General features: G+C 41.7%; 18 protein-coding genes. 6 read left to right on the top strand and 12 right to left on the bottom strand.

All coding sequences use genetic code 11. From position 1 onward, the window contains the following. Window positions 1-151: 151 nt before the first annotated feature. On the top strand, window positions 152-4,438 hold the full coding sequence (gene fdhF, locus K5Q58_RS02770; RefSeq protein WP_220752285.1) for a formate dehydrogenase subunit alpha: 4,287 nt from the start codon (window positions 152-154) through the stop codon (window positions 4,436-4,438). A gap of 107 nt (window positions 4,439-4,545) precedes the next feature. Here fdhF and chrA read toward each other — a convergent pair whose 3' ends face one another. Then, window positions 4,546-5,697, bottom strand: coding sequence for a chromate efflux transporter (gene chrA / locus K5Q58_RS02765; RefSeq protein WP_220752283.1), 1,152 nt, complete (start codon window positions 5,695-5,697; stop codon window positions 4,546-4,548). Window positions 5,698-5,823: 126 nt separating this feature from the next. Further along, window positions 5,824-6,261 carry a MarR family winged helix-turn-helix transcriptional regulator gene (locus K5Q58_RS02760; protein WP_220752281.1) on the bottom strand — a complete coding sequence of 146 codons (438 nt, stop codon included), beginning with the start codon at window positions 6,259-6,261 and terminating at the stop codon, window positions 5,824-5,826. Between the two features lie 196 nt (window positions 6,262-6,457). Here K5Q58_RS02760 and K5Q58_RS02755 point away from each other — a divergent pair, with 196 nt between their 5' ends. Beyond that, window positions 6,458-6,649, top strand: coding sequence for a cytoplasmic protein (locus K5Q58_RS02755; RefSeq protein WP_220752279.1), 192 nt, complete (start codon window positions 6,458-6,460; stop codon window positions 6,647-6,649). A gap of 98 nt (window positions 6,650-6,747) precedes the next feature. Then, window positions 6,748-7,380, top strand: a complete 633-nt coding sequence (locus K5Q58_RS02750; protein WP_220752277.1) for a lysozyme inhibitor LprI family protein — start codon at window positions 6,748-6,750, stop codon at window positions 7,378-7,380. 106 nt (window positions 7,381-7,486) lie between these two features. On the opposite strand, the gene K5Q58_RS02745 is transcribed toward K5Q58_RS02750, so the two are convergent. From K5Q58_RS02745 to K5Q58_RS02705, 9 genes are all read right to left on the bottom strand, one after another. Then, window positions 7,487-7,873 carry a glycine zipper family protein gene (locus K5Q58_RS02745; RefSeq protein ID WP_220752275.1) on the bottom strand — a complete coding sequence of 129 codons (387 nt, stop codon included), beginning with the start codon at window positions 7,871-7,873 and terminating at the stop codon, window positions 7,487-7,489. 220 nt (window positions 7,874-8,093) lie between these two features. Further along, window positions 8,094-8,792, bottom strand: a complete 699-nt coding sequence (locus K5Q58_RS02740) for a DUF3581 domain-containing protein (RefSeq protein ID WP_220752274.1) — start codon at window positions 8,790-8,792, stop codon at window positions 8,094-8,096. Between the two features lie 136 nt (window positions 8,793-8,928). Continuing rightward, complete coding sequence (locus tag K5Q58_RS02735) at window positions 8,929-9,903, bottom strand: sterol desaturase family protein (protein ID WP_220752326.1); 975 nt, start codon at window positions 9,901-9,903, stop codon at window positions 8,929-8,931. Window positions 9,904-9,987: 84 nt separating this feature from the next. Further along, entirely contained in the window at window positions 9,988-12,213 is a 2,226-nt protein-coding gene (locus K5Q58_RS02730; RefSeq protein ID WP_259651206.1) for a TonB-dependent receptor domain-containing protein, read from the bottom strand. Beyond that, window positions 12,213-13,451, bottom strand: coding sequence for an imelysin family protein (locus K5Q58_RS02725; RefSeq protein WP_220752272.1), 1,239 nt, complete (start codon window positions 13,449-13,451; stop codon window positions 12,213-12,215). The genes K5Q58_RS02730 and K5Q58_RS02725 overlap by 1 nt, the downstream gene beginning before the upstream one ends. Window positions 13,452-13,539: 88 nt before the next feature. Beyond that, window positions 13,540-15,294, bottom strand: coding sequence for a DUF4856 domain-containing protein (locus tag K5Q58_RS02720; RefSeq protein WP_220752270.1), 1,755 nt, complete (start codon window positions 15,292-15,294; stop codon window positions 13,540-13,542). A 409-nt stretch (window positions 15,295-15,703) separates the two neighbouring features. Further along, on the bottom strand, window positions 15,704-18,070 hold the full coding sequence (gene mrcB / locus K5Q58_RS02715) for a penicillin-binding protein 1B (RefSeq protein ID WP_220752268.1): 2,367 nt from the start codon (window positions 18,068-18,070) through the stop codon (window positions 15,704-15,706). Window positions 18,071-18,099: 29 nt separating this feature from the next. Beyond that, complete coding sequence (gene hrpB, locus K5Q58_RS02710) at window positions 18,100-20,676, bottom strand: ATP-dependent helicase HrpB (RefSeq protein ID WP_220752266.1); 2,577 nt, start codon at window positions 20,674-20,676, stop codon at window positions 18,100-18,102. Window positions 20,677-20,779: 103 nt separating this feature from the next. Beyond that, window positions 20,780-23,023 carry a bifunctional diguanylate cyclase/phosphodiesterase gene (locus tag K5Q58_RS02705; RefSeq protein ID WP_220752264.1) on the bottom strand — a complete coding sequence of 748 codons (2,244 nt, stop codon included), beginning with the start codon at window positions 23,021-23,023 and terminating at the stop codon, window positions 20,780-20,782. 278 nt (window positions 23,024-23,301) lie between these two features. Between K5Q58_RS02705 and thpR the strand changes: the two genes are divergently transcribed. Then, window positions 23,302-23,883: an RNA 2',3'-cyclic phosphodiesterase gene (thpR, locus tag K5Q58_RS02700; protein WP_220752262.1), complete on the top strand. Its 582-nt coding sequence runs from the start codon at window positions 23,302-23,304 to the stop codon at window positions 23,881-23,883. A gap of 81 nt (window positions 23,884-23,964) precedes the next feature. On the opposite strand, the gene pepB is transcribed toward thpR, so the two are convergent. Beyond that, complete coding sequence (gene pepB / locus K5Q58_RS02695) at window positions 23,965-25,239, bottom strand: aminopeptidase PepB (protein ID WP_220752260.1); 1,275 nt, start codon at window positions 25,237-25,239, stop codon at window positions 23,965-23,967. Between the two features lie 141 nt (window positions 25,240-25,380). Between pepB and sfsA the strand changes: the two genes are divergently transcribed. Both sfsA and dksA read left to right on the top strand, forming a co-directional pair. Continuing rightward, window positions 25,381-26,085, top strand: a complete 705-nt coding sequence (gene sfsA, locus K5Q58_RS02690) for a DNA/RNA nuclease SfsA (RefSeq protein ID WP_220752258.1) — start codon at window positions 25,381-25,383, stop codon at window positions 26,083-26,085. 118 nt (window positions 26,086-26,203) lie between these two features. Beyond that, the gene (gene dksA, locus K5Q58_RS02685) at window positions 26,204-26,647 is read left to right on the top strand and encodes an RNA polymerase-binding protein DksA (protein ID WP_055024924.1); all 444 of its coding nucleotides are present in this window, start codon (window positions 26,204-26,206) and stop codon (window positions 26,645-26,647) included. The last annotated feature ends 22 nt before the right edge of the window (window positions 26,648-26,669 follow it).

The following is a 26,669-nucleotide window of genomic DNA, read 5'->3' as shown; positions in this document are numbered from 1 at the left end:
ATAGTGCACAAAAACCACACTGAGCGTGAAGCACTTTGCAAAAAAAGTCACCCGCCATCTCACTTCATTCTGTTCCTCTCTAAATCAGTATATTTTGTAGAACTAATAAAAGGCTTTTAAAGCCAACGATAACTCTAACAAGGCCTTCAAGATGATTACACTCAAAATAGACGGCAAGTCTTTGTCGGTTAATAGTGAAAGGAATCTTCTACAAGCTGCACAGGAAGCAGGCATTATTATACCTAGCTTATGTGACTCGAACTCTAAAGATAATCAACACAAACAAGACTGTAATCTGTGTGTTGTTGATATTAAAAACAACGATGGCAGTTGTCGCAAAGCTAAGGCTTGTAAAACCCTTGTCACCAACAACATGCAAGTCACCACCCAGACCGCTGAATTAAGTGAACTTCGCCGTGAAGCATTAACGCATATTTTGTCTGATCATTTTGCTGACTGTGAAGCGCCCTGTCAGCAAGCCTGTCCTGCTGGTGTTGATATACAAAGTTACCTGCATCATATCGCCCAAGGTAACCACACCGAAGCGATCAAAGTGATTAAGCAAACCTTACCACTGCCTTTATCTATTGGCCGCGTGTGTCCTGCATTTTGTGAAACAGAATGTCGCCGAGGTTTAGTGGATGAGCCCGTTGCTATTCGTCAATTAAAGCGCCACGCTGCAGATTTAGATTTGGCTGACGAAAATAGTTATCAACTTGAGCGTAAGCCGGATACGGGTAAAAAGGTCGCCATTATTGGCAGCGGTCCAGCGGGGTTAAGCGCTGGTTACTTTTTAGCAAATCAAGGCCATGAAGTCCGCATTATTGAATCCATGCCGCAAGCTGGCGGTTGGCTGCGTTACGGCATTCCAGAATACCGTTTACCTAAAGCAATCCTTGATAAAGAAATCGCCTTATTAACCGCTAATGGGTTAACGATTTCAACCAATACCCGACTGGGTGAAGATGTCCATTTAAAGCAGTTAACTGACGATTATGATGCGGTTTGCTTGGCCATTGGCGCGCAAAAAGCCGTGCCAATGAACTACCCAGGTAGCGATCTTAACGGTTGTTATTTAGGCGTGGATTATTTACGAGATTACTGCACTGAAAAGACCTACTCAATCGGTAAAAAAGTGGCCGTCATTGGCGGTGGCAATACCGCGATTGATTGCGCCCGCACCGCGGTGCGCGCAGGGCATGATGTCACGTTAATTTATCGTCGTACTCGCGACGCTATGCCAGCAGAGCCATATGAAGTTCATGAGGCTGAAGTTGAGGGGGTTAAGTTCCATTTTTTAACCAACCCCGTCGAAAACATCAGTGACAGTAACGGCCAAGTCAGTGCCATAAAATTAGCCAAGATGGCGTTAGGTGAACCAGACTCATCAGGAAGACGCAGTCCAAAAGCAACAGGGGAAGAGTTCACTGAAGCCTTTGATACCGTGATTGCAGCGGTATCACAAACGCCAGACATGAGCTTTTTAGAGCACCCTGATAGTTTCTTAACTAGCGGAGAAATCGCCTTAAGCCGCTGGAATACCTTTATAGGTTGCGAACACACCATGTCTGCGGGCGTCGATAAACTGTTTGTGATTGGTGATTCCCGCACAGGCCCAGCTACTGCCGTCGCCGCGATTGGCGATGGACGTAAAGCAGCTGTTGCCATTGATAAGCTATTGAATCAAGGCTTAAGCTGTGAGCTAACGCCACAACAATTTAATGCCACTAAAGCCCCGAAAACAGCTTCACTAAGTACAGGGCTTGGTGCAGAACTTTACCCGAGTACCAAGCCTGAAGCTCGCTACAAAATGGCTGAACTCACAGCCATTGAACGCCAACTTAATTTTAATGAAGTGGAACAAGGTTTTGAACATAGTGAGGCAATGAAGGAAGCCGCACGTTGTTTAGAGTGTGCTTGTCAGGCTAATACTGATTGTAAATTACGTGATTACGCCACTGAGTATCATGTGGATGCCAAAGCGCTGGATACCACCAGTATGCAACAATTTGCGGTAGACAAAACCAGTCCATTTATTCAATTTGATGCTAACCGCTGCATAAGCTGCGGCAAGTGTGTCGATGCATGTGACCAGCAAAGTGGCCACAATGCTATTCGATTTGAAAAAGACAGCTTTCAAGCCCTGCCAGTATCCAGTACTAACGAAACTACCCAACGCCAAGCACCAAGAGTCGGATTCAGCGTGAGCATGGCCGACAGTGATTGCGTGCAATGTGGTAACTGCGTACAAGTTTGCCCAACAGGTGCATTAGTCGATGCAAGAGATAAACGCCAAGGCAGTACTGAGCAAGTTGAAACCACATCGACCATTTGTACTTATTGCGGTGTCGGTTGTCGTATTAACGTTAGCGTATCGCCATCGACTGGCAAAATTTGCCACGTTGAAGGCAGTAACGATTCAGACGTCAACGAAGGCATGTTGTGTGTTAAAGGCCGCTTTGGTTATGACTTTATTCAAAGTGAGCAGCGCTTAACCACCCCGTTGATGCGCAAACATGGTGAGTTAATTCCATGTACATGGGATGAAGCCATCGACACCATTGCAGATAAACTCAGCCAAGTAAAAGCCAATAAAGGTGGCGATGCCATTGCCACTTTAGCGTCGGCAAAAGCGACCAATGAAGATAACTATTTATTGCAAAAGTTTGTCCGCAGTGTGTTAGGCACCAATAACGTCGATCATTGTGCCCGCTTATGCCATGCCAGTACGGTATCGGCGCTGCAGCAAAGTTTAGGTAGCGGCGCGATGACAGGGGATATCCCAGGGATCAAAGATTCTGATTTGATCTTTATTTTGGGCTCCGACACTTGTAATGCTCACCCAATCATTGCATCAAAAATCAAACAAGCGATTCGCCATCATGGTGCTCGTTTGTTGGTGGCAGACCCTAAACGGGTATCAATTGCTGATGAAGCCGAGCTGTATGTGGCTCAAAAGCCGGGCACCGATGTGGCATTAATTAACGCCATTATGGCCGAGATAATCCGTAATAATTGGCATGATACCGACTATATTGCCACGTACACGGAAGGCTTTGATACGGTGATGACTACAGTTCTACAAGCTGAATATAGCTTAGAAAATGCGGCAAAAGTGTCTGGTATCAGTGCAGATAATATTGCCAAAATGGCAAGAATGATTGGCACTGCCGATAAAACGGCTATCTATTACGCCATGGGCATCACCCAACATACCTCTGGCCATGACAATGTGACTGCGATTGCTAACCTACAAATGCTTTGTGGCAATCTAGGGAAATCTGGCGCAGGTATTAATCCACTGCGTGGTCAAAGTAATGTGCAAGGTGCCTGTGACATGGGTGCATTGCCGCAGTATTACACTGGATACCAAAAAGTCGATAACCCAGTAGTTCAGGCTAAGTTTGAGCAGTATTGGAACACCACACTGTCTGCAAATGTGGGCTTAACCGCTACTGAGGTGATGCATGCTATCAGCCACGATAAAGTCGATGCGCTTTATGTCATGGGTGAAAACCCTGTACTTAGCGATCCCGACCAAGCTCACGTACTTGAAGCCTTGGAGAAAATTCCATTGTTAATTGTGCAAGATATCTTTTTGACTGAAACCGCTCAAATGGCTGATATTGTCTTACCAGCAGCTTCATTTGCTGAAAAGCTCGGCCACTTTACTAATACCGAACGCCGTGTGCAGCGTCTGCAACCAGTGCTAAAACCACCAGGGCAAGCTAAACAAGATTGGAAAATCATTGATGCTATTGCCAACAAAATGGGCGCAAATTGGGATTATGCTAACGAGCAAGCCATTACTGATGAGATAAACCAAGTTACGCCGCAGTATCAAGGCATCACTTGGGACAGGCTCAACAATGATGCACAAGGCAAACCTAGCAAAGGCATTCAATGGCCATGTGTGAATGAGCAAGATGCGGGCACTTCAGTGTTGCATCTAGCTGGCCCAATTAAAGGCAAAGGTTTATTTACCGCCGTTGAGCATCGGAGTCCAGCGGAGCCTACCGATGAAGAGTATCCATTGATATTATCGACGGGTCGCTTGTTGGAGCAATTCCATACCGGCACTTTAAGTCGTAAAACCCAAGGTTTAGACACATTAGGTTCACCGCGAGTCATGATTTCGGTGTTTGATGCAGAACAATTGGGCGTTAAAAATGGTGATAATTTGAAACTATCAACTCGTCGCGGCGAAATTGAAATTAGCGCTTTTATCACTAAACGTGCCCAAGCTGGCGTATTATTTTTACCGTTCCATTTTGCAGAAGCCGCCGCCAATAAATTAACCATTAATGCCATTGACCCTGTGGCAAAAATACCTGAATTTAAGGTGTGCGCAGTGAAAGCAGAATTAGTGTCCAAGCCCAAAATCGATAGTGTTATAAGCATGGAAAGCACTGAACATGCTCAGGTGGAACTTGCTTAACTCATGAGGTATTAAGCTAAAGGAAACAAAAAAGGCAGCGATTACGCTGCCTTTTTTGAATGCGTTGTTAACAGCGAATCCATAGTTTTTTGATTAGATTATCGCCATTAGAGAAAACTTATCAGTGCTCCTGTTAGTGCGAAACCTAGCACTAACAACACGATATTAGGTTTGGCAATTTTAAGTACCGCAAAGCCAATTAACACTATCGCCATATCAATGGGTTCGACGACTGCTGAGGTAAATACTGGACTATAAAGTGCTGCTAACAGTAATCCTACGACAGCGGCATTCACGCCAGCAATCGCACCAGAAATGGCTGGGCGCTCACTAATTGCATGCCAACTTTTTAATCCCACCAACATTAATAAAAAGCCAGGAATGAAAATAGCTAACGTCGCGACAATAGCACCTAATATAGGTTGCTCTAGCCATAGGTCAGCACCTAAAAAGGTTGCCAAGGTGAACATAGGTCCAGGAACCGCTTGTGCTAAAGCATAACCCGTCAAGAAGCGATCTGAACTCACCATTTCGCCGACATTGGCTTCAAGTAGCGGCAGTACCACGTGACCACCACCAAAAACTAAACTACCTACTTGATAAAACTGGGCAAAAATTTGTCCTAAAGTGCCGGTATGATTAATAAAGTAAAAGCTTGCTAATAAACCCAATATAAATACGCTCAGCCAAGCGTAGTTCAACTTAATCGGTGTGTTTTCTGGGGTAATATTTTCGCCTTTGGTCAGCACCACTAAACCAATGATGGCTGCAACTAACAACACCAGGATTTGGGTTAATAACGAGGGAAATAAGAGAATGCTTGCCGCTGTAGCGACCATTAACATGCGTGCGGTTTTGCGTTGACAAAATTGACCGAACATCCCAAGTGTTGCATCAGCAACTACCACTACAGCCAGTAATTTCAGGCCATGAATAACCCCGCCAATCACTTGGGTTTCAAGCCAATGAGCACTGGTAACTGCCAGCAAAAATAATAAACAAAAGGAAGGTAGAGTAAAACCAACAAAAGCGGCAATCGCGCCAGCAAGGCCGCCGCGATGATAGCCAATAGCAAAACCTACCTGGCTTGATCCTGGTCCGGGCATAAATTGGCTTAAGGCCACTAAACTGCCATAGCGCTTATCATCCAGCCAGTTCAGCTCTTTAACAAAGGTTTGCCTGAAGTAACCGATATGCGCTGCTGGGCCACCAAAACTGATAAAACCTAATGCTAAAAAACGGGTGAAAATTTGCCACATAATCAAACTACTTCCAATTCCATTTATATAAGGATTGTGCTCAAGTCAATATTGAGATTAATGGGTATGATAATTTAGAGTATATGACAGTTTAATTTAACTTTTATGACAGAAGTGTAAATTAGTTTAACCTTGTAAATGTTTTAACGCTTTTTCGCTTAACTGCTTTAATTGACGCAGTTCGTCGCTATTACCGCCCACTTTACAACGCATTAATTCGGGGATGTCTTTAGCTTGTTCATGCAAGGCTTGACCTTCTTCTGTAAGGTGCAACACTCTAACCCGTTCGTCTTCTTTATTGCGATCACGGATCACTAAGCCTTTAAGTTCCAAACGTTTTAAGAGTGGTGTTAACGTACCTGAGTCTAAATGCAGTTTCTCACCAAGAATCTTGACACTAATACCAGACTCTTTCCAAAGTACCATCATCACCAAATATTGTGGATAGGTCAGTGAAAGCTTATCCAGTAACGGACGATATGCCCGAATAAGTGCGTTGGTAGCACTATACATGGCAAAACACACTTGGTTTTCTAGTGCTAAGGGATCAATATCGTGGCTCATGATCGCTCCTTAATTTTTAAGTTGTTTAGCTTATATGATGTTAACTTACTCTTAGTATATTTTAGTTGCGCGCAAGGTAATACCCATTTTAGGAAAAATTAGTAAAATACACTTCAGAGTTTTAATGGAGGGTCGATAACAAAATAAGCTATCTACATGTCGTATTGAATAGCCATAATTTAATAAGTGAGCCCCCATGTCTTTATCTGTTAATGCACCATCATCAATGCCAACTAATATCGATTCAGGCAGCAGTTTAAAAGTCGCTGTTATGGCTAAAAATCAGCAAAAGGTCGAAGGGCAAATGGCAATGCAATTAATCGAAGCTACTCAGCCTCAGCCGCAACCTGTTGGAAATGCAGGGCATATCATCAGTACCAAAGCATAAATTTAGTATCAATAACTAACGCTTAAAAACTGTACTAATTAAATCTGAATACGCTATGATTTGTTCTATAAGAGATTTAGAACAGGATGTTATAAACGATGCGTATTCAGAACTCGCTATTCACTTCACTCACTTTTTGTAGTGCATTATTCTCTTTTTCAGTGTTTGCCTCTGGCACCATATCTCCTGCGTTTGATTGTCAAAAAGCTCAAGGACAAGTCGAATTATTAATTTGCAAAGACGATCAATTAGCGAAGCTAGATGTGCAGTTATCTAAAACTTACCGAAAAGCGATCAATCAAATAGGTAACGATGAGCTAGCAAATTTTAAAGCATTTCAAAGAGGCTGGATTAAAGGGCGTAACGATTGTTGGAAAGCCACAGATATTAAACAATGTGTGCAATCATCTTATGAAACTCGATTAACTGAGTTACAAATTGCTGCTGCTGAATTTGAAGTACCTGAACCCATTCAGTATGAATGCGGCTTGAAAGCTAATGATACTCTTACAAAAATCACCGCTTATTTTTATAATGACACAACCCTACCCGCAGCCATGCTAACTATAACGCCCACCTCAAATTATATTAAAGCCACTAATTTAGCATTGTTAACTCGCACTGCATCAGGCGCTAAATACCAAGGACAAAACTTCAGTTTTTGGACTCATCAAGGTGAAGCTATTTTTAGCCAATTTGAGCAAGCAGATTTAAGCTGCAAAATACACTAGTCATAATTACTGTAGCCATAAATAAAATGCCGACTACTTAAACAAAAAAACCATGTCATTCGACATGGTTTTCTATAGTGCGTAATAAAATAAAACTAAAACATGATTAGTTTAAAATGGTATATCCGCGATTCGCCATGCAGTTACGAACAACCATTTCTTTTTCTGCTTTGTAATTTGCTTCATTCGCTCGTCTGTCACGAGAACCACCTAATAATCCTGATGCAACCCCAACGCCAGCACCAATTTTAGCGCCATCAGAGCCACTTCCACCAGCAATTGCAGTACCAGCTGCGCCAACTGCAGCACCTTTTGCAGCGCTACTCACTACGCCACGAGAGCTGGTATTTTTTTGTACTTGTTGGGACATTTCAGTGCATTGATGCTCGTCATAAACAAAATCTTTATCATCAACGCCCGTTTTATCATAAATGATATTTGCGCTTGCAGAGAAAGCAAAAAAGGTAAGTGAAATCAGTAGTAATTTTTTCATTTGAATGCCTCAAGCGGAAATTAAATATATCGCATTGCCTGTTCGAGAAACGCCACAATGCTTGTACTAAATTTTATCCTACCTCAAGCTTAGCGTAAAAACGGAATATCGCTTTTCACTAATGGAATAAAGCAACGTTTTTCAAATGAAAACGCCCACAAAAAAGAGCAGCGATTAGGCTGCTCTTTTATAACGTGAAACTGTGATGGCTAACAACTCATTAGCTGAGTTTGCTGCTTTCATAGGTGTGACACATTTGTTGTGCTTGCTCTTCATCATATTCACGTAAACCGCTCAGAACTAATGTTTTCATTCCCGTACCGATAACCTTGCCTTCGCTTTTTAAAGCGAACTTTAAGGTGACATCACCACGTTTGCCATTAATGTCCATATGCTGTTCTATTAGCTCTAAGTTCATTTCAGTGAAATCAAACGTATCTAAATGAAATGACATACTTTCGTAAATGACTAAAGGCCGTGTTGGGTTAATCATCATGCCGTACTCTTTCATCATCGGCACTAAGACATGAATAAAGTTAAGCCCAGAAAAAGCCACATAACTTTTTATAAACGCTGCGGTTTGAACATCGCATTGGCATACTTCACCTTGACGCTCAATGTGAAGGTATTCTTTACCTTTGGTATCGCAAATACTGAATTGTTCGCCAGCTTGCTTGTCTAGGGTTAGCTCTACGCCATCACCTACCATTCCTGCGAATTTAAACTGCATATTTTGGCTTAAGCCAAGCTCGGTTAACACTAAGGCAAATAACAAATCACCTGGAACACAAAAACGTTTCGCACCGACATTATGAATAGGGTTAAAGTCTTCAGCGACGAGTTTTGCAAAATCACTCGCTTGTTGGGCTGAAATAAACACGCTCTGATCTTGCTTGGCATAATAAGGTGACAAAAACATATACATCCATTCTTTTATCGTGAAAGAAATCCCTCTCTCGATGAGCTGGGCTTTTTATGGCATAGAGTGTACTAGAAAAAACCTAAAACACTCAGCCGATGACTACAATATACACAAGCTTATGAAAAGCATAAAACTATTCTGCATCTGATGCTTTTTTAGGCTTAACAATCCGGCTTAATTGACCAAACGAGTGTTTGAAAGGGTTAATATAAATCCCCATTAACGTGTCATGGCCCGGTTGACCTGAAACACCAATGGTTAAGCTTTTAACACTAGATGCTTTAATTAAACTGCCATAAAGTTTGTCCCATAGCGATAATGCAGAGCCGAGATTAGTATCACGGTGCTCTTTTGCAATTGAATGGTGGATTTGATGCTGGGCTGGGCTGATAAACCAGTTTTCAATCTTATCCCCCCAAGACAGCCAAATGTGACTATGACGTAAATTTGAACCAAACACATTAAACAAAAACACAAACACATTCGCGCCCAGCACATCAAACATTTTCAAATTTGGGCCAAATAAGTAATAACCAATGCCTACAGCAATCCCTTGGGTTAATGCCATCCGACAGGCATACAAATAACTTTCAACGGGGTGAGTGCGGTAAATAGTAAAAGGAGTCATCACAGAGGCCGAGTGATGTACTTTATGAAACTCCCATAAAAATGGGATTTTATGGAGTGCTAGATGTAATAAAAAACGGGTTAAGTCATCAAGAATAAACAATAGAATCGTAAATACAGTGATGATAATTGTCAGGTTTTGCGTTAATGGTTCAATAGGCGTAAACAACAACTCTAAAAAATCACTTAACCCTAAAGCAATAGGGACCATAGTGAATAATAGCGGTGCAAATAATATAGCTTTTATCAGCTTATTACACACTAAAAGTAAGTAATCATGTTGAGCTGAGCGAGATAAGTAAATGGCTTTGGGAAACAAGAACCGACCAAAGCCAATCACTGATTTAGGTGTTTTCATTCGCCAGTAAACAGGGATAGCCAGCAAAATTGCACCAACAAGGTATAGTCCAAAAATGCGCTTATTTGCATCTAATGGATACCCTATTAACTCCACAAAATTACTCGATAAAAACTCTACCACTGACATACTAACCTCAAGTTCGAAACCACTTATCGCTCACGATCTATTTAAATCCATCGTGAGCAATACATTATCGAATAAAGCTTAAAAACGATACTGATAACCGATTTGAAATTGCTGTGGTTTGCTCGGTCTTGCGCCATAAGGTCTACGGCTAACAATCTCTTGAGTATCAAATACGTTATCCGCTTTGACATACACTAGGCCATATTCATTAAAGTTATAGCTTGCAGACATGTCGACCACTGTTAACGCTTCAGTTTTACTGCCAGAAAGCACCACACCTTCCCCTGACGCTTCCAACATTTCACCAATGTAGCGAACAATCATATTAACGTCCCACTGATTGCTTACTAAGCCTAAATTCAATGAAACTTGATTCTCGGGTAGATAAGGTAATTCATCTCCTGCTTCAATTTCGCCCCACATATCAAAGCCTGAACTAAAGCTCGTTTTGAATTCTGACTCGGTATAGGTATAAGAAACTGAAATAGGAAGCTCTAAGCTATCATTAATATTAAACGCGTAGCCTGAAGTTAGCTCCAAACCAATGACATCAACTTCGCCGCCATTAAATTCAGTATCATCATCGCTACCACAACTTGAGAACTGACAACCTTCTTTTAGGTTACTAATGTCATTGAAAAAGCCGATAACTTCTAAGTTAAAGTTGCCATCATTATAACGGCCACCTAACTCATAATTAACGCTGCTTTCGGTCTCAATTGACGGATCTTGTTTTGGGCTAGTAGGTAAAAAGCCCTCATGCACACCAAATAATAATCCCGCCTCATCTGACAAGGCATAGAATAAACTTAAACTCGGTAACCAAATACTGGTCTCTTTATTTAAGTAGTCTTCCTCTGCACCTGGTGCACGATTTTGATATTCCGCATCAATAAACTCACCACGAACACCCGCAGTAATATCTAATGCATTAATACTAATGGTATCTTGAAAATAGATTGAAATGGCATCTGTGCTTTCTCTATCAGTGGTCGACGCTTTAGTCGGCTCGCCGTCAGTCACTAGATTTGCACTGCGCATTAGATAATCATCAGTGGTGTGATCGCGCTCGATTTGATCTTGATGGAAGCGTGCCCCAACTTCAAAATGGTTGTTATAGCCCAGTAAATCCATATTCCAGTTCAAATCAGCCTGAATACCTTGGGTAAAATAAGTTCGATCGTTATTACCTAAAGTCATTTTTTCATATTCAGCAACGCTATCTTCTTGTCCTGTTAATATTTGATAAAAGCGTTGGTTGGTTTCGTCTTTATCAGGATCGGCTAAGATCTCTTGTAAACTACGATTAACTAAACCACCTTTAAACCCATTGACCTTATACCATGCACGTTCAAAGTCATTGCGATACACACGTGTGGTCAGCTCAAAATGTTCATTGGTGACAAAGTGGTTTAATTGGAACTGGGTATGAGTCCAATCCATGTTATCCAATTGGCTCGCCACATATCGTCTATTGGGGTTAGCAGCAAAGTCGTCATCGCTTAAACCTAGGTAGGTTTCATCTGAGGTTTCGTTAGCATAAGCCAGTTTTAGCTCGAACACTTGATCGACTGTATCGCCATCAAGGTTGTAGCGTAATTTAGCCATGACATCATTTTTTTCAAATCCAGTATCACCGCCGCCATCAAGTTCTTTAAAACCGTCGGCCTCCATGTGAATGCCTTCAATTAAAAAACCAAAGTTATCAAAAGTATCGCCATAGTAACCGTGAGCTTTCATCAAGCCATCGGTTCCTGTAGATACATCAATTAATCCTTCAGCATCTTGCGGTACAGCGCGTGTCACCATGTTGAGCGAACCCGCAACGGTATTAGGGCCATATTTAATCGCAGCTGGACCTTTAAATACTTCAATAGCGGTCATTTTTGCCGTCATAGGAAAGTAATAAGCTGAAGCCGCAGAATATGGTGCAGGGCCGATAAGCACCCCATCTTCCATAATGTTAATTTTTTTACTACGTTCAGGTGTTGCACCACGAAAACCAATATTTGGTCGTAGACCATAACCGTCTTCTTCACGAATATTGACCCCAGGCACGCTATATAACACCCGGTTAATATCATCAAACTTGAATTGCTCTAGCGCTAACTCATCAATTAACGTCGCTGAACCTGTGGCTTTATTTAAGCTTTGATCGCGACCGATAATTTGCATTTGTTCCATATAGCTATCGTTGCTAGTGGCCTTTTCTTCATCTTCTGCAGCAATTACGCTGTAACTAACCAAAGAAGATTGTATCGCCAACACTAACGCCAGCTTTTTAGTCATTAATAAACGGTTCATTAATCGTTATCTCCAGCTGATGTTTGTGGTAACTCTAAAGCTAAGGTATTGATAAAATCTGATTTAAGCGTATCGGTGACAGCCTTAACATCCGAATGAGTATCAATAACTTGCTGTTCATCGGCTGTTAATGTTTCAGCTAGGCTGAGCTGATAGGCTTGCGCATTGGCGATTGCTGCATCAATGCTTTGGGTAATCAAGGTTGCAGTAGCTGCATCGTTTTCATCGACTAAGTAATCATCAAAACCCAAACCATCTTCGCCTTCATACAGAGCTTTGAGAGCAATGAGGTTATTGGCAATATTTTCTATGGAGTAAGCTGATAAAGGGGATTCAACATCTTGCGGACAAACACTGGTACCACAAGTATTGGCAAAATATCCAAGTGGCGTTGCTATCTTGCCGTCCTTGGTGACACTGTCGATATAAAATAATGCATCGCTGAGCTTATTCACGGCTTCATGAACCGTGGCAAAGCTACTACCCGTTTCACCAGCGGATTTTAACGTGGCTGCATAGCCATCATCACCACTCCACTCAGTGACTAATACGTTTGCATTCACATTGATATCGCGAGCAACTTCTGCGGCAAATTCACAACGGGCAAGTCGACGAGACTCATCAGTGCGGTTATCCCAACCTTCAGGAGTGACACTTCCTGTGCAGCTATGCTCTAGACTTGGGTTATACAATAAATACTCTAGTGCTATCATGCCTTTTCGAGCAGGTGTACGCGCTGAAATATCGTAAGGCACACCATTAATATCGTTATTTTCATAAGAAACGACATCTAAATCGACACCACAACGACTCATCACTGGCCAAGAATATATTTTGTTTCTTAATGCGCCATCATCATTTAATAGCGGCCCTATTTGCATCACCTCAACGCGCTGCCATTGGTCCATAGCAGAGCGCCAACCTTGTTGAGCAGTTTCAGTGGCGGCTTGCAACCCTGCAGCGTCAACCGAACCTTGTTGATTACCTAACTCAGCAACACAAAGCGCTTCGATTTGATTTGCCTGGGTTAAGCTTTTCGCGGCAAATTGCTGGAAAGTCGGCGTTATAACGCCATCAACGATATTAGTAATTAATGCGCGCTGATCAAAATCTGAAGAAGTATCACCATTATTGCCGTAATCGACACCAGCATCACTGCTTGTGCTTTCATTACAACCCACTAAAAATGTCGCACTAATGGCTAAAAATAATGCTGAAAATGAATGCTGTGGTTTCATAAAATTCCCTTACTCTAAAAACGACAAAAGCTCGGCGTTTTTCAACGCCAAGCTTTTTTACCTCTATGAGGTCATATCACAATAGGATTTACCAGTTAGCAACGTTATCTGCATCAAGAGAATAACTTGCTTGTAAAATGTCACGGGCCGCTTCTAAATCAGCAATATAGCCATCAACATCACCGGTTAATTCTGGCTCCATACCAAATAAATCATGCATGGTTTCAAAATCTTCATCACTGATTACGCCGTACTCACTGTACTGTAAACCTAGTGCAAAGCCCTTCATTTCAGAATAGTGCTTTGATAAGTCATCGTAATTGAAATCAGCGCTGTCACCACCTGTTGCTAGTGGCTCTAAATCTGCTGAAACATCATTGATATAATGAATAACAGTAGCAACGATAGCATTTTCCCAAGCTTTAACACCTGCCATTGCATGGGTTTCAAGCTCTGTCATTTGAGCATCAGTTAATGCGCTACCAACATTGTCATTAATGATTTTACGACCAGCAATAAAGGCTTCCATTGCTTGCATAGTGTAATCAGTAGGCATAGCGTTATCTGCTGTTCCTAAATCACGTTTTGCAGCATTTACAGATTGGCCAAAGTTATACTCTGAACGTAAATCAATTTTACCGTCGCCATCTGTATCTTGAGAACCATTCCAGTCAGCACGACCTTCATCATCAGTTACTTTACCGGCAATTTCTACATCGCTGTATTCAAGGTAGTTACGTGCTGCACCAAAGTAACCAAAACCTTCATCAAATTGATGCTCAAGGTTGGTATAAGCTGCGCCATCTTTTGCAGGGTTAATATTGTCTGTTGTTAAACCTTTACCTTCAGTATCTGCACCAAAGTAATCATCAGCAGCTTGAGAGTAAGTGATAGACATAAGTAGGAACTTTTGAATTAACTGCGCTAAATCGACACCGTTTTCATCAAGGTATACTTTTGTGATGTCATTACCCAATACATCTTGGCGAACTTCACCATTGATTTTAGCCACTGCGTTATCAGCTAAACGATCAAATAATGTGTCGATTAATGCAGAAGGTGTTGTTGAGCCTTTCGCGCCCCAACCAGCAAATGCACCATTGTTCCAATCTTCGTGTTGTCCACCTGTATCATTACCTGCAACTTTACCCGTTAAGTTTTTATAACCAGTGATATCCGACAGTAAACCGTCTTTAGAATTATCGAAGAAAGTAATTGGTAAATCAGGGTATTGCGTTTCTTCATCAGGGTTAAAGAAGTAGTTTAGTTTGGCTAATACTTCATCTTTAGTCGCTAATTCGTTGTCATCAATTTCAGCTTCTAATGTAGAAGAAATATACTGGTTTAATTCTGCAATTAAAATGTGACGTGCTGTTTGGCCAGTGTATGAAACACTTGATTCGCCATCATTCAGTTTACTGTCGAAAGTATAACGATCCATGATGTCGTTAACTGTCACAGTAAGATCTTTACTGAAGGTTTCACCAGCAGCATCGGTAGCTGTAACAGTTAAGGTGAATTCTGTCGTTTCAGCAGAATCAGCATCTAACGTTACGTCATCCATCAATTTTAGCGTTGTACCATCAATAACAAACTGATCACTGGTTAATGTGAAAGTATGTGAATCACCAGAGTCACTATCAGTAGCAGTTAGCGTACCAACAGTCGCACCCGCCATGTTTTCATCAACGGTAGCATTAGAAAGAGAGATATCAGTCGGTGCTGCGTTTGTTGGTTCAGTAGTACCTGTATCAGAAGAATCTGAATCTGAACCGCCACATGCGGTAAGTAAGCCTAATGAAAGCGCGATAGTCGTCGCTAAAACTGTTTTATTAAGTTGCATATTATTCCCTTGATACAAAAGCTACCGGCTCAAAGCCAAGATGTTAACAATTCATTACGTAAACAATAATGAAATGATAATGATAATTCATCTTATTCGCAATATTTTTTAAGCATAATCTAAATTAAATATCTCTAAGCCACAAAAAGCTAAGTGAATGAATTAAAAACAAATTAACCATGTTTTTACTAAGGGAATTGGACAACAGCTGAAGCTCAGCAGGAAGTAAGCTAACTTAAACTATAAAAATCATAAACATAACACTTACAATGTAAACGTCATTGAGGAAAGTAAAATGTACTAATAGCCAATTTAATGATGCAATTGGCTGATAAGATCAAAAAAGGACAACCCATTTGCAGAGTTGTCCTATTCACTTATTGATTCAAAAAATTGTTAATTAAATTGTTTAATTAATAATTTTTTGCCACCAAGAACGCTCTTCACCACAATTATCAATCGGCTGATAGCTATCAACTCTTGCTGGTATTGCGACCACATTATCGCAGTCAGACTGTTTAGCTACACCCGTTGTTCGGTCAAAATAACCTTGGGTAATCCCATCAGCTGGTGTCATGCGCAAACCTAACGGAGGGCGTTGCTTCAAGAAGGCTTGATACACTGCCATCGCGCCACTTGAGCCATATAAACCCGTTTTAGAGTTATCATCTTGTCCCACCCAAATTGCCGCCACATTTCGTTCATCAAAGCCTGCAAACCAGGAGTCACGGCTATCGTTACTGGTACCTGTTTTACCAGCTAAATCCACATTCGGGAATGCTTGACCTAAGCGTTTCGCCGTACCATTTTTAACCACTTGATTCATGGCATATTGCACAAGGTAATCGGTTGCAGGCTCCATGCCTTGGGTGGCTCTTTCTCGGCTCACTTTTAACGGCTGGTTATTGGTATCTAACACAGCGGTAATGGATGTCAGTGGACGGTATCGGCCATTATTCGCAATGGTTTGATAAGCTTGAGCAACCATATACGGTGAGCCATTGATCGCCCCTAATAACATTGATGGGTAGCGTGGAATGGCCTCGCTCCAACCTGCACTCGTCATGGTTTTAGCCACATTATCTACCCCAATCTCAATCCCCACATTCACGGTTGGAACATTCATAGAATTTTTAAATGCGGTTAACAGTGGCACTTCGTCTCTGAATGTTCTATCCACATTTTGTGGCGACCACGTTTTACCCTGACCATTTTGTAGTGTTATTGGCTTATCAGCAACTGGTGAGGCCAAGTTATACTTGCTGCCTTGCTGGAGTGCTGTAGCGTACACGAATGGCTTCACCAAGGATCCAATCGGACGACGGATTTCTACCGCACGATTAAAGCCGTCAAAGCTTGGCACTCTATCACCTACCATTGCCGCAATACCGTCGGTGTACTTATCGGTAACCACCATGCCTACTTGAACATTCTTTGCTCGCTCATCGAGAGTTTTCATCGTGGCGACTACCGCTTTTTCAGCTGCGTCTTGCGCCATAGGATCCAGCGTGGTGTATACCTTCACCCCAGATTGTTGCAATAAGCTGTCTCCATAGCGGCGACGCAACTCATTTTTAACCACAGCGAAGAAAGCAGGCAATTTTTGGTGCACTGACTTATTAAAGTCGCGTAAGCCAATCGGCGATTCAACAGCTGCTTTATATTGCTCAACCGTTAACTTGTCGTCTTCCATCAATAAACGCAGCACCAAGTCTCGGCGGTTTTGAGCTCGCTCAGGAGATCGCCAAGGATTGTAATAAGAAGGCCCTTTAATGGCTGCAATCAAAAATGCCTGTTGAGATACGGTTAATTCAGCAATCGGACGACCAAAATAGAACTGTGATGCCAGCCCCATACCATGAACACCACGGGACTTATCTTGGCCCATATAAACTTCGTTTAAATAAGCTTCAAGGATTTCATCTTTGCTGTAACGAAAGTCGATGATGAGCGCCATTAAGGCTTCACGAATTTTACGTATAATTGAGCGTTCACTGGTTAAAAAGAAGTTTTTAGCCAGTTGTTGAGTCAAAGTCGAGCCACCTTGAACGGTGCGACCTGCGGTTATATTAACAATCGCCGCACGGGCAATTGCAAAAGGATTCACCCCATGATGCTCGTAGAAACTACGATCTTCTACCAAGATAAGTGCATCAACAATCGCTTGAGGCATTTCTTCGGTTGGGACAAATAATCGATCTTCGCCACCTGACGCTAAGATCCGATCTAACAATACCGGCTCTAAATGAAACACAGCCATTTGACGTTTATCAGACATTCTTTGTACTGATGACACACCTTGACTGTCGAAGGTAATCATCACTCTTTGAGCAGCTTGATCCCCTTCTGGGTGTAAAAATGGTCGACGCCATAATTCGATTTTAGTGCTGGATGCCGAAAACTCACCTACTTGTCTTGGATTAGCGACTTTTCGATAACCAAGCAGTTTAAGCTCAGACATCAACTGCGGATGGTTAATGGCAGCTCCTGGATATATTGCCATTGAGCGGCTGAATACTTGTGCAGGTAAGTGCCACTTCTGCCCTTCGAATTTTCGGGCAATAATCTGATCGAGATAAATACCGTATGAACAAACAATCACTAAACCAATTAAGGCCAGTTTCCAAAAAAATGACCAAAAGGTCTTCCACTTAGAATGAGATTTCTGTTTGGCATTAACGCGTTTGACACCTGATTTTTTTGCTGGCGATTTTTTCGTGGTCGCCTTTTTTGCGGGTGCTTTTTTTGCCGTTGGCTTTTTTTTATTTTCAGTCATATGTCACGTAATTCTATTCGTCTTGGCTATTACTGTAAGCCTGGCGTTTTCTTTTTAGTAAATTTAGTCGGGGTAGTGTTAACCGGGTCGTCAGGCCACAAATGTCGAGGGTATCGGCCTCGCATTTCTTTTTTCACTTCTATATAAGGCCCTTGCCAAAAGCTTGCTAAGTCGGCTGTAACAGCTATGGGACGCTGGGCTGGAGAAAGTAACTCCATTGTGACCACCAGCTTACCATGAAGTAACAATGGGCTTTGTGATAAACCCAGAGCCTCTTGTAGTCTTACCCGCAATAATGCGCGGCCTTGAATCGCAGACTCTGTTGTTTCATAGCTATGTTCATTCACTTTCTCAACAACTGGTGACTCAATTTGATAATTGATCGGGGCCGCTGTTCCTGTCGCCATTTTCCAATGTGTTGGCAACAGTTCATTTAAGCTTTGTTGCTGCGACCAAGTTAATAAATTTTTAACGTGGCTCAATATATCCAGTTTTTGTAATTTAGCAATCGAATTAACCTCAGTTAAATACGGCGCCAACCACTCAGATAAATTCGCGAGTAAATCTTCACTGTCTAAAGACGGCCAGTCATATTCTGGCGCAAACTGCTGCGCAAGTTTTAGGCGGTATTGTAGCTGATAAAAACGCTCATCAAGGTTAAGAATACTTAACCCTTTTTGTTGAATATGACTTATTAAAGCTTGTACGATAAGCGCTGAATCAACGTTAGTTTCGCGAACTTTGCTAACAATAAGATCTCCAATTTTTTGTTGTTTCTCAGCAAAAAATCGTCCCTTATTTTCGTCCCATTCACACACTTTGTGCTCTGTGATTAAAAATCCTAAATCTTGGTTTATATGATCAGGGTGAATCGCCGCAGCTAAATAAACCCGTCCAGCATTCCGACCTTGAGACTCTTGAAAGTCAGCCACTACCAGCCAGTCATGGGTCGACATATTATCTTCGACATCAATGGTAACACCAGTCCCATTACTCAACTGAAATCCTTGCTTACCACGTGCTTTGGCAATTCGGTCAGGAAATGCCAACGCTAGTAAACTACTGATATCGCGACTGGCTGCATCACGGGCAATTTGTTTTATATCATCTGAAACAGCTAATATTTTCTGCCATTTTCTGACTTGGCTAGCCATCAACCCTTGAGTAGCCATACTGATGTAATAGCTAATATCGACGCCTTTTCTTGGTAATCCTCTCGCTTCTAATACTGCTGCTAATAAACACGCTAACGACACCAAATCAGCTTGCTGCTGAGTATTAGCAAGCACTTTAGATTGCAGTAACATGTGTGCTAAACGTGGGTGACAGCCAAGCTCATAGGCGGCTTTACCTTGTGCTGTAATTTTATTGCTAAGGTCTACAAGTTTAAGCTGCGATAATAACCGCCAAGCCACTTGCTGATGAATAGCTGGTGGAGAGGTCAATAAAGGCAAGTTTTCGATATTGCCCTCACCCCAATAGGCGCAGTCGAGCGCCATAGAAGTTAATTCACTTAAACTAATTTCAGGTGACTCGGTTTTCGCTAAACGACTTTGCTCTTCTTGCCCCCACAGCCTTACACAACAACCTGGCGCTAAGCGCCCTGCACGACCTGCTCGCTGAATAGAAGATGCTTGGCTAATACGCTTCAGTGATAAACGACTCACGCCTGTACGAGGATTAAAACTGGCTTCTCGTTTATATCCACTGTCGACCACAATAGTAATGCCATCGATGGTCAAACTCGATTCAGCAACATTGGTAGCAATTACAATTTTTCTTTTACCAATAGGTGCTGCAGCAATCGCTTTATCTTGCTCTGCTGGGGGTAAATCTCCATAAAGCGGACATAAGATAAATTGCTGACTATCGAGTTTTTGACTTAAGATCCGCTGCAGTTTATTGATTTCACCTTTACCAGGTAAAAAGGCTAATACCGAGCCTTGTTGGTATTGCTCAGGAACTGCCGTTGAATCACTACTGACGCAATCAATAATGACACTGGCTAAATATTCTAACCATTGCTGCTGTCCTGGTACTGGGCGGTATACTTTTTCAACCTCAAAGCTTCGCCCTTCGCTAACAAGCATTGCCGCATTCGGCATTAATTGTTGTAGGGGTAATCCAGAAAGCGTTGCTGACATGGCAATCAACGTTAAATCATCACGCAATGACTCTTGTACTTCTAACGCCAATGCCAAACCTAAGTCTGTGGGTAAATGACGTTCGTGGATTTCATCAAAAATGATCACTTCGATACCTGTTAACTCGGGATCTTGTTGGATCATTCTTGTCAAAATGCCTTCAGTGACAATTTCTAAGCGTGTATTTGCACTTACTTTAGTTTCACCACGCACCCGATAACCGACACTGCCGCCAACCTTTTCGCCTATTGATGAGGCAATAAACTGCGCTACGCTACGAGCAGCAACACGTCGAGGTTCTAACATCAGGATTTTGCCGTTGATTTGCGGCCATTGCAGCATCGCCATAGGCAAAGCTGTGGATTTACCTGCACCAGTGGGTGCTTCGAGGATAATTTGACTATGGTCGCTTAATGCTTGCTGTAATGGTGCAAACAAAGCTTGGATAGGTAGTGAACTCAAAAGAATTACTTTAACAACGGATGATACCGCTCAGTTTACGCATATTCGAATATTGATGCTATCTCACAAGTAGAGATAGCATTGCTAAATGAAGCAGCCGAAACTAATTTATTAGCCAGGGTGTTCGAACGCCAGAAGCCAACTCAATCAAACGTGCTGGCTTGCCTATCGCGTAACCTTGACCATAATCCACCCCCAATTCGCGCAGTAACTGTCCAATGGCTTCACTTTCAACAAACTCACCAATGACTTCAAAGTCCATATCTTTACCTAGCTGGCAAATAGCAGATACAATCGCTTTATCACTGCGATCATCACAAACATTCACCACAAATTGACCATCAATTTTAACGTAATCTACATCTAAACATTTAAGATAAGCAAAGCTTGAAAAACCAGAACCAAAGTCATCGAGAGCCAGTTTACAACCAAGAGGTTTAAGTAAATCAATTAGTGCAGTCGCTTGTTCAAGCTGGCTCACTGCTGCTGTTTCAGTAATTTCAAAACACAGTTTTGAAACTAAATCTGGCTCAACCATCAAGCGCATTTCCAGCCAGCTCATAAATTTACTATCGGATAAAGACAGTGCTGATAAATTTACCGATACCATCGAAAGTTGTTCCCATATTTCAATGTGGCGAGCGCCCCACTTTAATAGGTTATCGATGACCCAGCGATCGATACGTGAAGCAAGGTTATAGCGCTCTGCTGCAGGTAAAAAGACACCAGGAGAAACATACCGACCATCTTCTTGCACCATGCGCAGTAAAATTTCCATATGAATACCAGATTCATCTGACGACAATGGCTCAATGAGTTGATAAAACAGCTCAAACTGATTTAACGCTAGTGCAGAAATGATATCCACTGACGCTAACATTTGATTATATAACTGGTGCATTTGCGGATCATTTTTACTATAAAAATGCCAACGATTGCGACCGTCTTCTTTTGCTATTCGACATGCAGCATCGGCTTGACTCATAACACTATAAATATCTTCTGTGCGAGAATTAAGTTCTGATAACCCCATGCTAATACTGACATTATGAGTGATCTCACCCCAAGTGAATTCATGTTGCGATAACTGCTGACAAATACGCTTAGCAACTTGCTCCGCCGATTCTTTATCGGCATGAAACATCAGAATGCCAAATTCGTCCCCACCTAACCTTGCGACAATATCACCCGTTCGCAATAACAAACTTAAACGTTTAGATACCTGACACAGGAGCTCATCACCTGCTTTATGACCGCTGACATCGTTAATCACTTGAAACTGATCTAAATCGAGAAAAGCAACACATGCAGGTAAACGATCTTGAGTATCAATCACCTCTTCTAACATAGCTTCAAACTGTACTCGATTTGGCAAGCCAGTTAGAGGGTCATAGTTTGATTGAAAAGATAATTCATCCGCTAAACGATATCGCTCTGATATATCTTCAACCATCATCAATAAGTGCTGTTCAATATCTAGTGCACGGCAAAAACTCATTTTATACCAATGCTTTGTCCCGCCGATAATCAATGGAATTTCACACCATGACTGGTGCAATGCACCTTCTCGTACGATATGCAGACAATCTTCAAGTAACAAATGATCATCTGAATTGATCATTGAGAATAAACTCTCGTTTAGGCGCAGCGGTAAGTTGTGAATGGCAACTTGGTTTTGTTTACTGACATTGTCATCTTTATCAATTAGTGCACAGGCTACAGGAAGCTGTTGAAATAACTCTAAGTATTGAATTTCTTTATTATTTAATAGCTCAGAAACCCGAGTCAATTCCGCGTGAGAACACACCTTTAACGTACTTTCATTACCTTTATGAAACGTATCTGTGTTTGCCCTTTCTGCGGTGTTAAAGTCATCTGTTTTATGCTGATAAGAGATTAAACATAAACGGCTATTACCAATCACGACGCAATGATTAATGTGTAACACAATAGGTTTAGTTAACCCACTACACAGTCCACTCAGCTCATTGGTTAATAACTCGGAAAAGCCTTTTTGTTCAGTCTCAGTAGAGACGATGCTAGGAAATAAACCTGAATTTTGATTTAGTAGTAATTGTTCACAAAGGATGGGAAATGAAACTAGCGCTAAACCAAGCATTTCTGCCTGTTGGCTATTAGATTCATACACTTTTAATGCATTCGCTTGAGCAACAAAGTCACTGGTAATGTGCTCAGAGATTTGCGATAAAATAACCACCACACCGTCGCAGTTAAGTTGTTGCTGTAAATGTTCGATCTCTGCTGTCACTTGCTCAGAAGATAGCAAGCTACTTAATTCAGCAGACTGTTTACTGACCCATATCGATTCCAATTCGCTATCAATCATTCACTAACTCATTATTTAATGACAATTTAACTCACTTACTCTGTAGAAAGGTTCTCAGAAGTTAAGCTCTCAGAAGCTAAAGTATTCAGCAAAAATACTCATGTTCAGTGGCAAACTTACTTCCCTTAAAGTTAACCACATTTTTAATCCATATAAGTAATATTAGATTAAAAATGGCAACCTACCCGATTATCTTTAACTAAAGTTTCCTGTAAATTAACCTAGATAATAACCCTTTGCGATACAATTCAATTAAGAACGATTTATAAGGTGATTTAATGTCCAAAAATGATAGTAAACGCACTTTTATTGGATTTCCCTTAACAGTCAAGAATCAGCAAGGGTTAATCGATGTACAACAGCAATTAGAAGCGACAATCAATCCGTCTGCAAAACCAGTACAAATGGTTAATTTACACATAACAGCCGCATTTTTAGGACAAACCAGTCAAATTGATATGCAAAAAATCGATTCTCTTATCTCTTCAATGTCATTCAAGCGTTCCAGTCAAGTCCTTGAAAGTATCGCTTATTGGTCGAATGCCAAGGTAGTGTGTATAGAAGGGAAAGCCAATGATGAGTTAGCCCATATCGCTGTGAAATTAGCCGAGGTTTCTCGAAAGCTTAATTTATATCAAAGCCAACATGCTTATCGACCTCATATTAGCTTATTTCGCCAAGTAAGCTCCCCCCCCTTTGAACATCAACCAATAAGTGATCTTTTAAACACAAGCAAACCCATCATGACAACCGAGTTTAGCCCTTTCATCATAGACATCGATGAACTTATTTTATTTGAATCACAAACCACAGCTGCTGGAGTTAACTATATTCCCATGAAAAGCTGGCCTTTGATTTAGTAAAAAATGTTCAGCCACAAAAAAGCCGCATTAAGCGGCTTTTTGAATAATACAGCGACATTCTATTGCACAGTAGTACTGTTACTTATTCAGTATCGCTGCAATTGTCAGTACACCATGACCCGTAGCACCAGCACTCCATAAAGAGTTAGCAGATGATGCATAAGCCCCTGCTAAATCCATATGCAACCAGTTAACGTCTGGACGAACAAAACGCCATAAGAAACCAGCAGCATTTGAAGCACCACCAGCTCCGCCACCTTTCATTGCACGGCTATTGGCTGTGTCAGCAAAAGGAGATGGACACATATCTTTGTGCCAAGCATCTAATGGTAACGGCCACACATTTTCAGCCACTGTTGCCGCTTGTTGCTGCGCAAGCTGCAAGGTTTCCATTTGAGGAGAGAAAATAGCATTGTAGTTAGTACCTACTGCCATTACTGCAGCGCCAGTTAATGTTGCCGCATCAATAATCAGCTCAGCACCAGTATCAGATGCAGCCTGTAAACCATCAGCAAGCACTAGGCGCCCTTCAGCATCAGTGTTAACCACTTCTACGGTCACACCATTCTTATAAGTTAAAATGTCACCTAACTTATATGCATGCCCACTAATAAGATTCTCAGCACAGCATAAGAAAAGTTTCACGCGTTTATTAAGGCCTGCTTTCATTGCAAGGCCTAATGCAGCTGTTACTGTTGCCGCACCGCCCATATCACACTTCATATCAAGCATGCCTTCAGATGGCTTAATGCTGTAGCCGCCAGAATCAAAGGTGATACCTTTACCCACTAAGGCGGTTGATACCTCGGCATCTGCATCTAATGGATTGAAATCAAGCACCAACATAGCAGGCGGACGTTCACTGCCACGGCCTACAGCATGTAACCCAATCCACTGGGCTTCTAGTAACTCTTGGCCTTCAATGATTTCATAACTGACCTTGTCACCACCGATTGCTTTTAACCATTTAGCTGCATGGTTAGCCAAAATCACTGGCGATAACTCTTCTGGCGTTTCATTAACTAGCATACGCGCAAAACTTGCCGACTCAGAACGATGAGTCAGGGTCGTTTGAGTGTCATTATCGCCACACCAAATTACTTCAAACGCACCTTTAGCTGTGGTGAAACCTTGTGAAAAAGCCCATTGTGAATCTATGTTCCAAAGTGAACCTTCTAGCTGAACCTTATCCACACCTTGGCTACGAATTTTTCTCGCGGCCATTTGTACCTGACGTAATTCATCAGTACCAGATAAGTGAATTAATGCTTGGCTGCCTTGATAAGTAACATCTGCTTTACCCCAAAGGCTCTGTGGCGCTTCTTGTGTTAGGGTAACGGTCATTATTTCCATTATGATTTCCTTGTTGTTCTTGCATTGTAACTTTTGTTTCTAATGGGCTAAGTGTACTGTAATTCGATAATGAAACGTGACAAAAACCAATATAGTTATCAATAAAAAGTGTAAACACTATTTTTCGGAGAAAACTTTTTCATGGACTTTACCCCAGCGCTGCAACAGGGAACCTTGATTAAACGCTATAAACGTTTTTTAGCTGATGTCAGACTTGATGACGGAACAGAAATAACCATTCATTGCCCGAATACGGGGTCAATGAAAAACTGCTTATTCCCAGGTGAAAAGGTGTGGTTTTCGACCTCTGATAACCCTAAACGAAAATACCCAAACACTTGGGAAATAGCACAAACCACAGAGCAACACCTTATTGGGATCAACACAGGTAGAGCTAACGCACTAGCAGAAGAAGCCATAAAAGCAGGAGTGATAACTGAGTTAGCTGGTTACTCAAGCATTAAGCGAGAGGTTAAATACGGTGACGAAAATAGCCGCATAGATATACTGTTAAGCGAGGACAATCGACCTTTATGCTATGTGGAAATCAAAAGCTGTACATTATTAGAGCAAACAGTAGGCTATTTCCCCGATTCAGTCACAACAAGGGGTCAAAAGCATTTGCGCGAGCTAATGCATATGGTTAGTCTAGGTCATAGAGCAGTATTGCTGTTTGTTGTTCAGCATACTGGTATCAATATCGTGCAAGCGGCAGAGCATATCGATCCGCAATATGCATTATTACTAAAACAAGCGGTAAATAGCGGCGTAGAAGTTTTAGCTTATCAAACTGAATTATCGGCTATCTCAAGTACCCTGACCCGTTCATGCAAAGTAATTGTTTAGTTCAAAAAAGATAAAATTACTAATCAAATAATTTGCCACGCTATAGAGTTTCTGCTATAGATAGCGGCCATAAATTTTACGACGCACATAAATCGCTAATTATTACAGGAGATGCGTTATGCCTGAAGGCACCAAAAAACTCGGCGTACTCGCTATCGCAGGTGTAGAACCTTACCAGGAAAAAGCTGGTGAGGAGTATATGGGTGAAGAGCAACGTGGTCATTTTAAAATGATTTTAGAAGCTTGGCGTAACCAGTTACGTGAAGAAGTTGACCGCACGTTGAACCATATGCAAGACGAAGCTGCTAACTTCCCAGATCCAGTTGATCGCGCAGCCCAGGAAGAAGAATTTAGTTTAGAATTACGTGCTCGTGACAGAGAACGTAAACTAATTAAAAAGATTGAAAAAACATTACAAAAAATTGAAGAAGATGATTTTGGCTTCTGTGATTCTTGTGGTGTTGAGATCGGTATCCGCCGTCTTGAAGCACGTCCAACAGCTGATCAATGTATCGACTGTAAGACACTTGCTGAAATTAAAGAAAAGCAAATGGCTGGCTAATTCAGCAACCACTGACAATCGG

Origin of the sequence: Shewanella sp. KT0246 (assembly GCF_019654955.1) — a bacterium.
GTDB lineage: Bacteria > Pseudomonadota > Gammaproteobacteria > Enterobacterales > Shewanellaceae > Shewanella > Shewanella goraebulensis.
The sequence above is the reverse complement of the archived record's forward strand: the minus strand, read 5'-3'. Positions and strand labels throughout refer to the sequence as shown.

What these genes read in the sequence shown, in the direction of transcription:
- fdhF (WP_220752285.1), top strand. Translation starts at nt 152, where the DNA reads ATGATTACACTCAAAATAGACGGCAAGTCTTTGTCGGTTAATAGTGAA.
- chrA (WP_220752283.1), bottom strand. Translation starts at nt 5,697, where the DNA reads ATGTGGCAAATTTTCACCCGTTTTTTAGCATTAGGTTTTATCAGTTTT.
- K5Q58_RS02760 (WP_220752281.1), bottom strand. Translation starts at nt 6,261, where the DNA reads ATGAGCCACGATATTGATCCCTTAGCACTAGAAAACCAAGTGTGTTTT.
- K5Q58_RS02755 (WP_220752279.1), top strand. Translation starts at nt 6,458, where the DNA reads ATGTCTTTATCTGTTAATGCACCATCATCAATGCCAACTAATATCGAT.
- K5Q58_RS02750 (WP_220752277.1), top strand. Translation starts at nt 6,748, where the DNA reads ATGCGTATTCAGAACTCGCTATTCACTTCACTCACTTTTTGTAGTGCA.
- K5Q58_RS02745 (WP_220752275.1), bottom strand. Translation starts at nt 7,873, where the DNA reads ATGAAAAAATTACTACTGATTTCACTTACCTTTTTTGCTTTCTCTGCA.
- K5Q58_RS02740 (WP_220752274.1), bottom strand. Translation starts at nt 8,792, where the DNA reads ATGTTTTTGTCACCTTATTATGCCAAGCAAGATCAGAGCGTGTTTATT.
- K5Q58_RS02730 (WP_259651206.1), bottom strand. Translation starts at nt 12,213, where the DNA reads ATGAACCGTTTATTAATGACTAAAAAGCTGGCGTTAGTGTTGGCGATA.
- K5Q58_RS02725 (WP_220752272.1), bottom strand. Translation starts at nt 13,451, where the DNA reads ATGAAACCACAGCATTCATTTTCAGCATTATTTTTAGCCATTAGTGCG.
- K5Q58_RS02720 (WP_220752270.1), bottom strand. Translation starts at nt 15,294, where the DNA reads ATGCAACTTAATAAAACAGTTTTAGCGACGACTATCGCGCTTTCATTA.
- mrcB (WP_220752268.1), bottom strand. Translation starts at nt 18,070, where the DNA reads ATGACTGAAAATAAAAAAAAGCCAACGGCAAAAAAAGCACCCGCAAAA.
- K5Q58_RS02705 (WP_220752264.1), bottom strand. Translation starts at nt 23,023, where the DNA reads ATGATTGATAGCGAATTGGAATCGATATGGGTCAGTAAACAGTCTGCT.
- thpR (WP_220752262.1), top strand. Translation starts at nt 23,302, where the DNA reads ATGTCCAAAAATGATAGTAAACGCACTTTTATTGGATTTCCCTTAACA.
- pepB (WP_220752260.1), bottom strand. Translation starts at nt 25,239, where the DNA reads ATGGAAATAATGACCGTTACCCTAACACAAGAAGCGCCACAGAGCCTT.
- sfsA (WP_220752258.1), top strand. Translation starts at nt 25,381, where the DNA reads ATGGACTTTACCCCAGCGCTGCAACAGGGAACCTTGATTAAACGCTAT.
- dksA (WP_055024924.1), top strand. Translation starts at nt 26,204, where the DNA reads ATGCCTGAAGGCACCAAAAAACTCGGCGTACTCGCTATCGCAGGTGTA.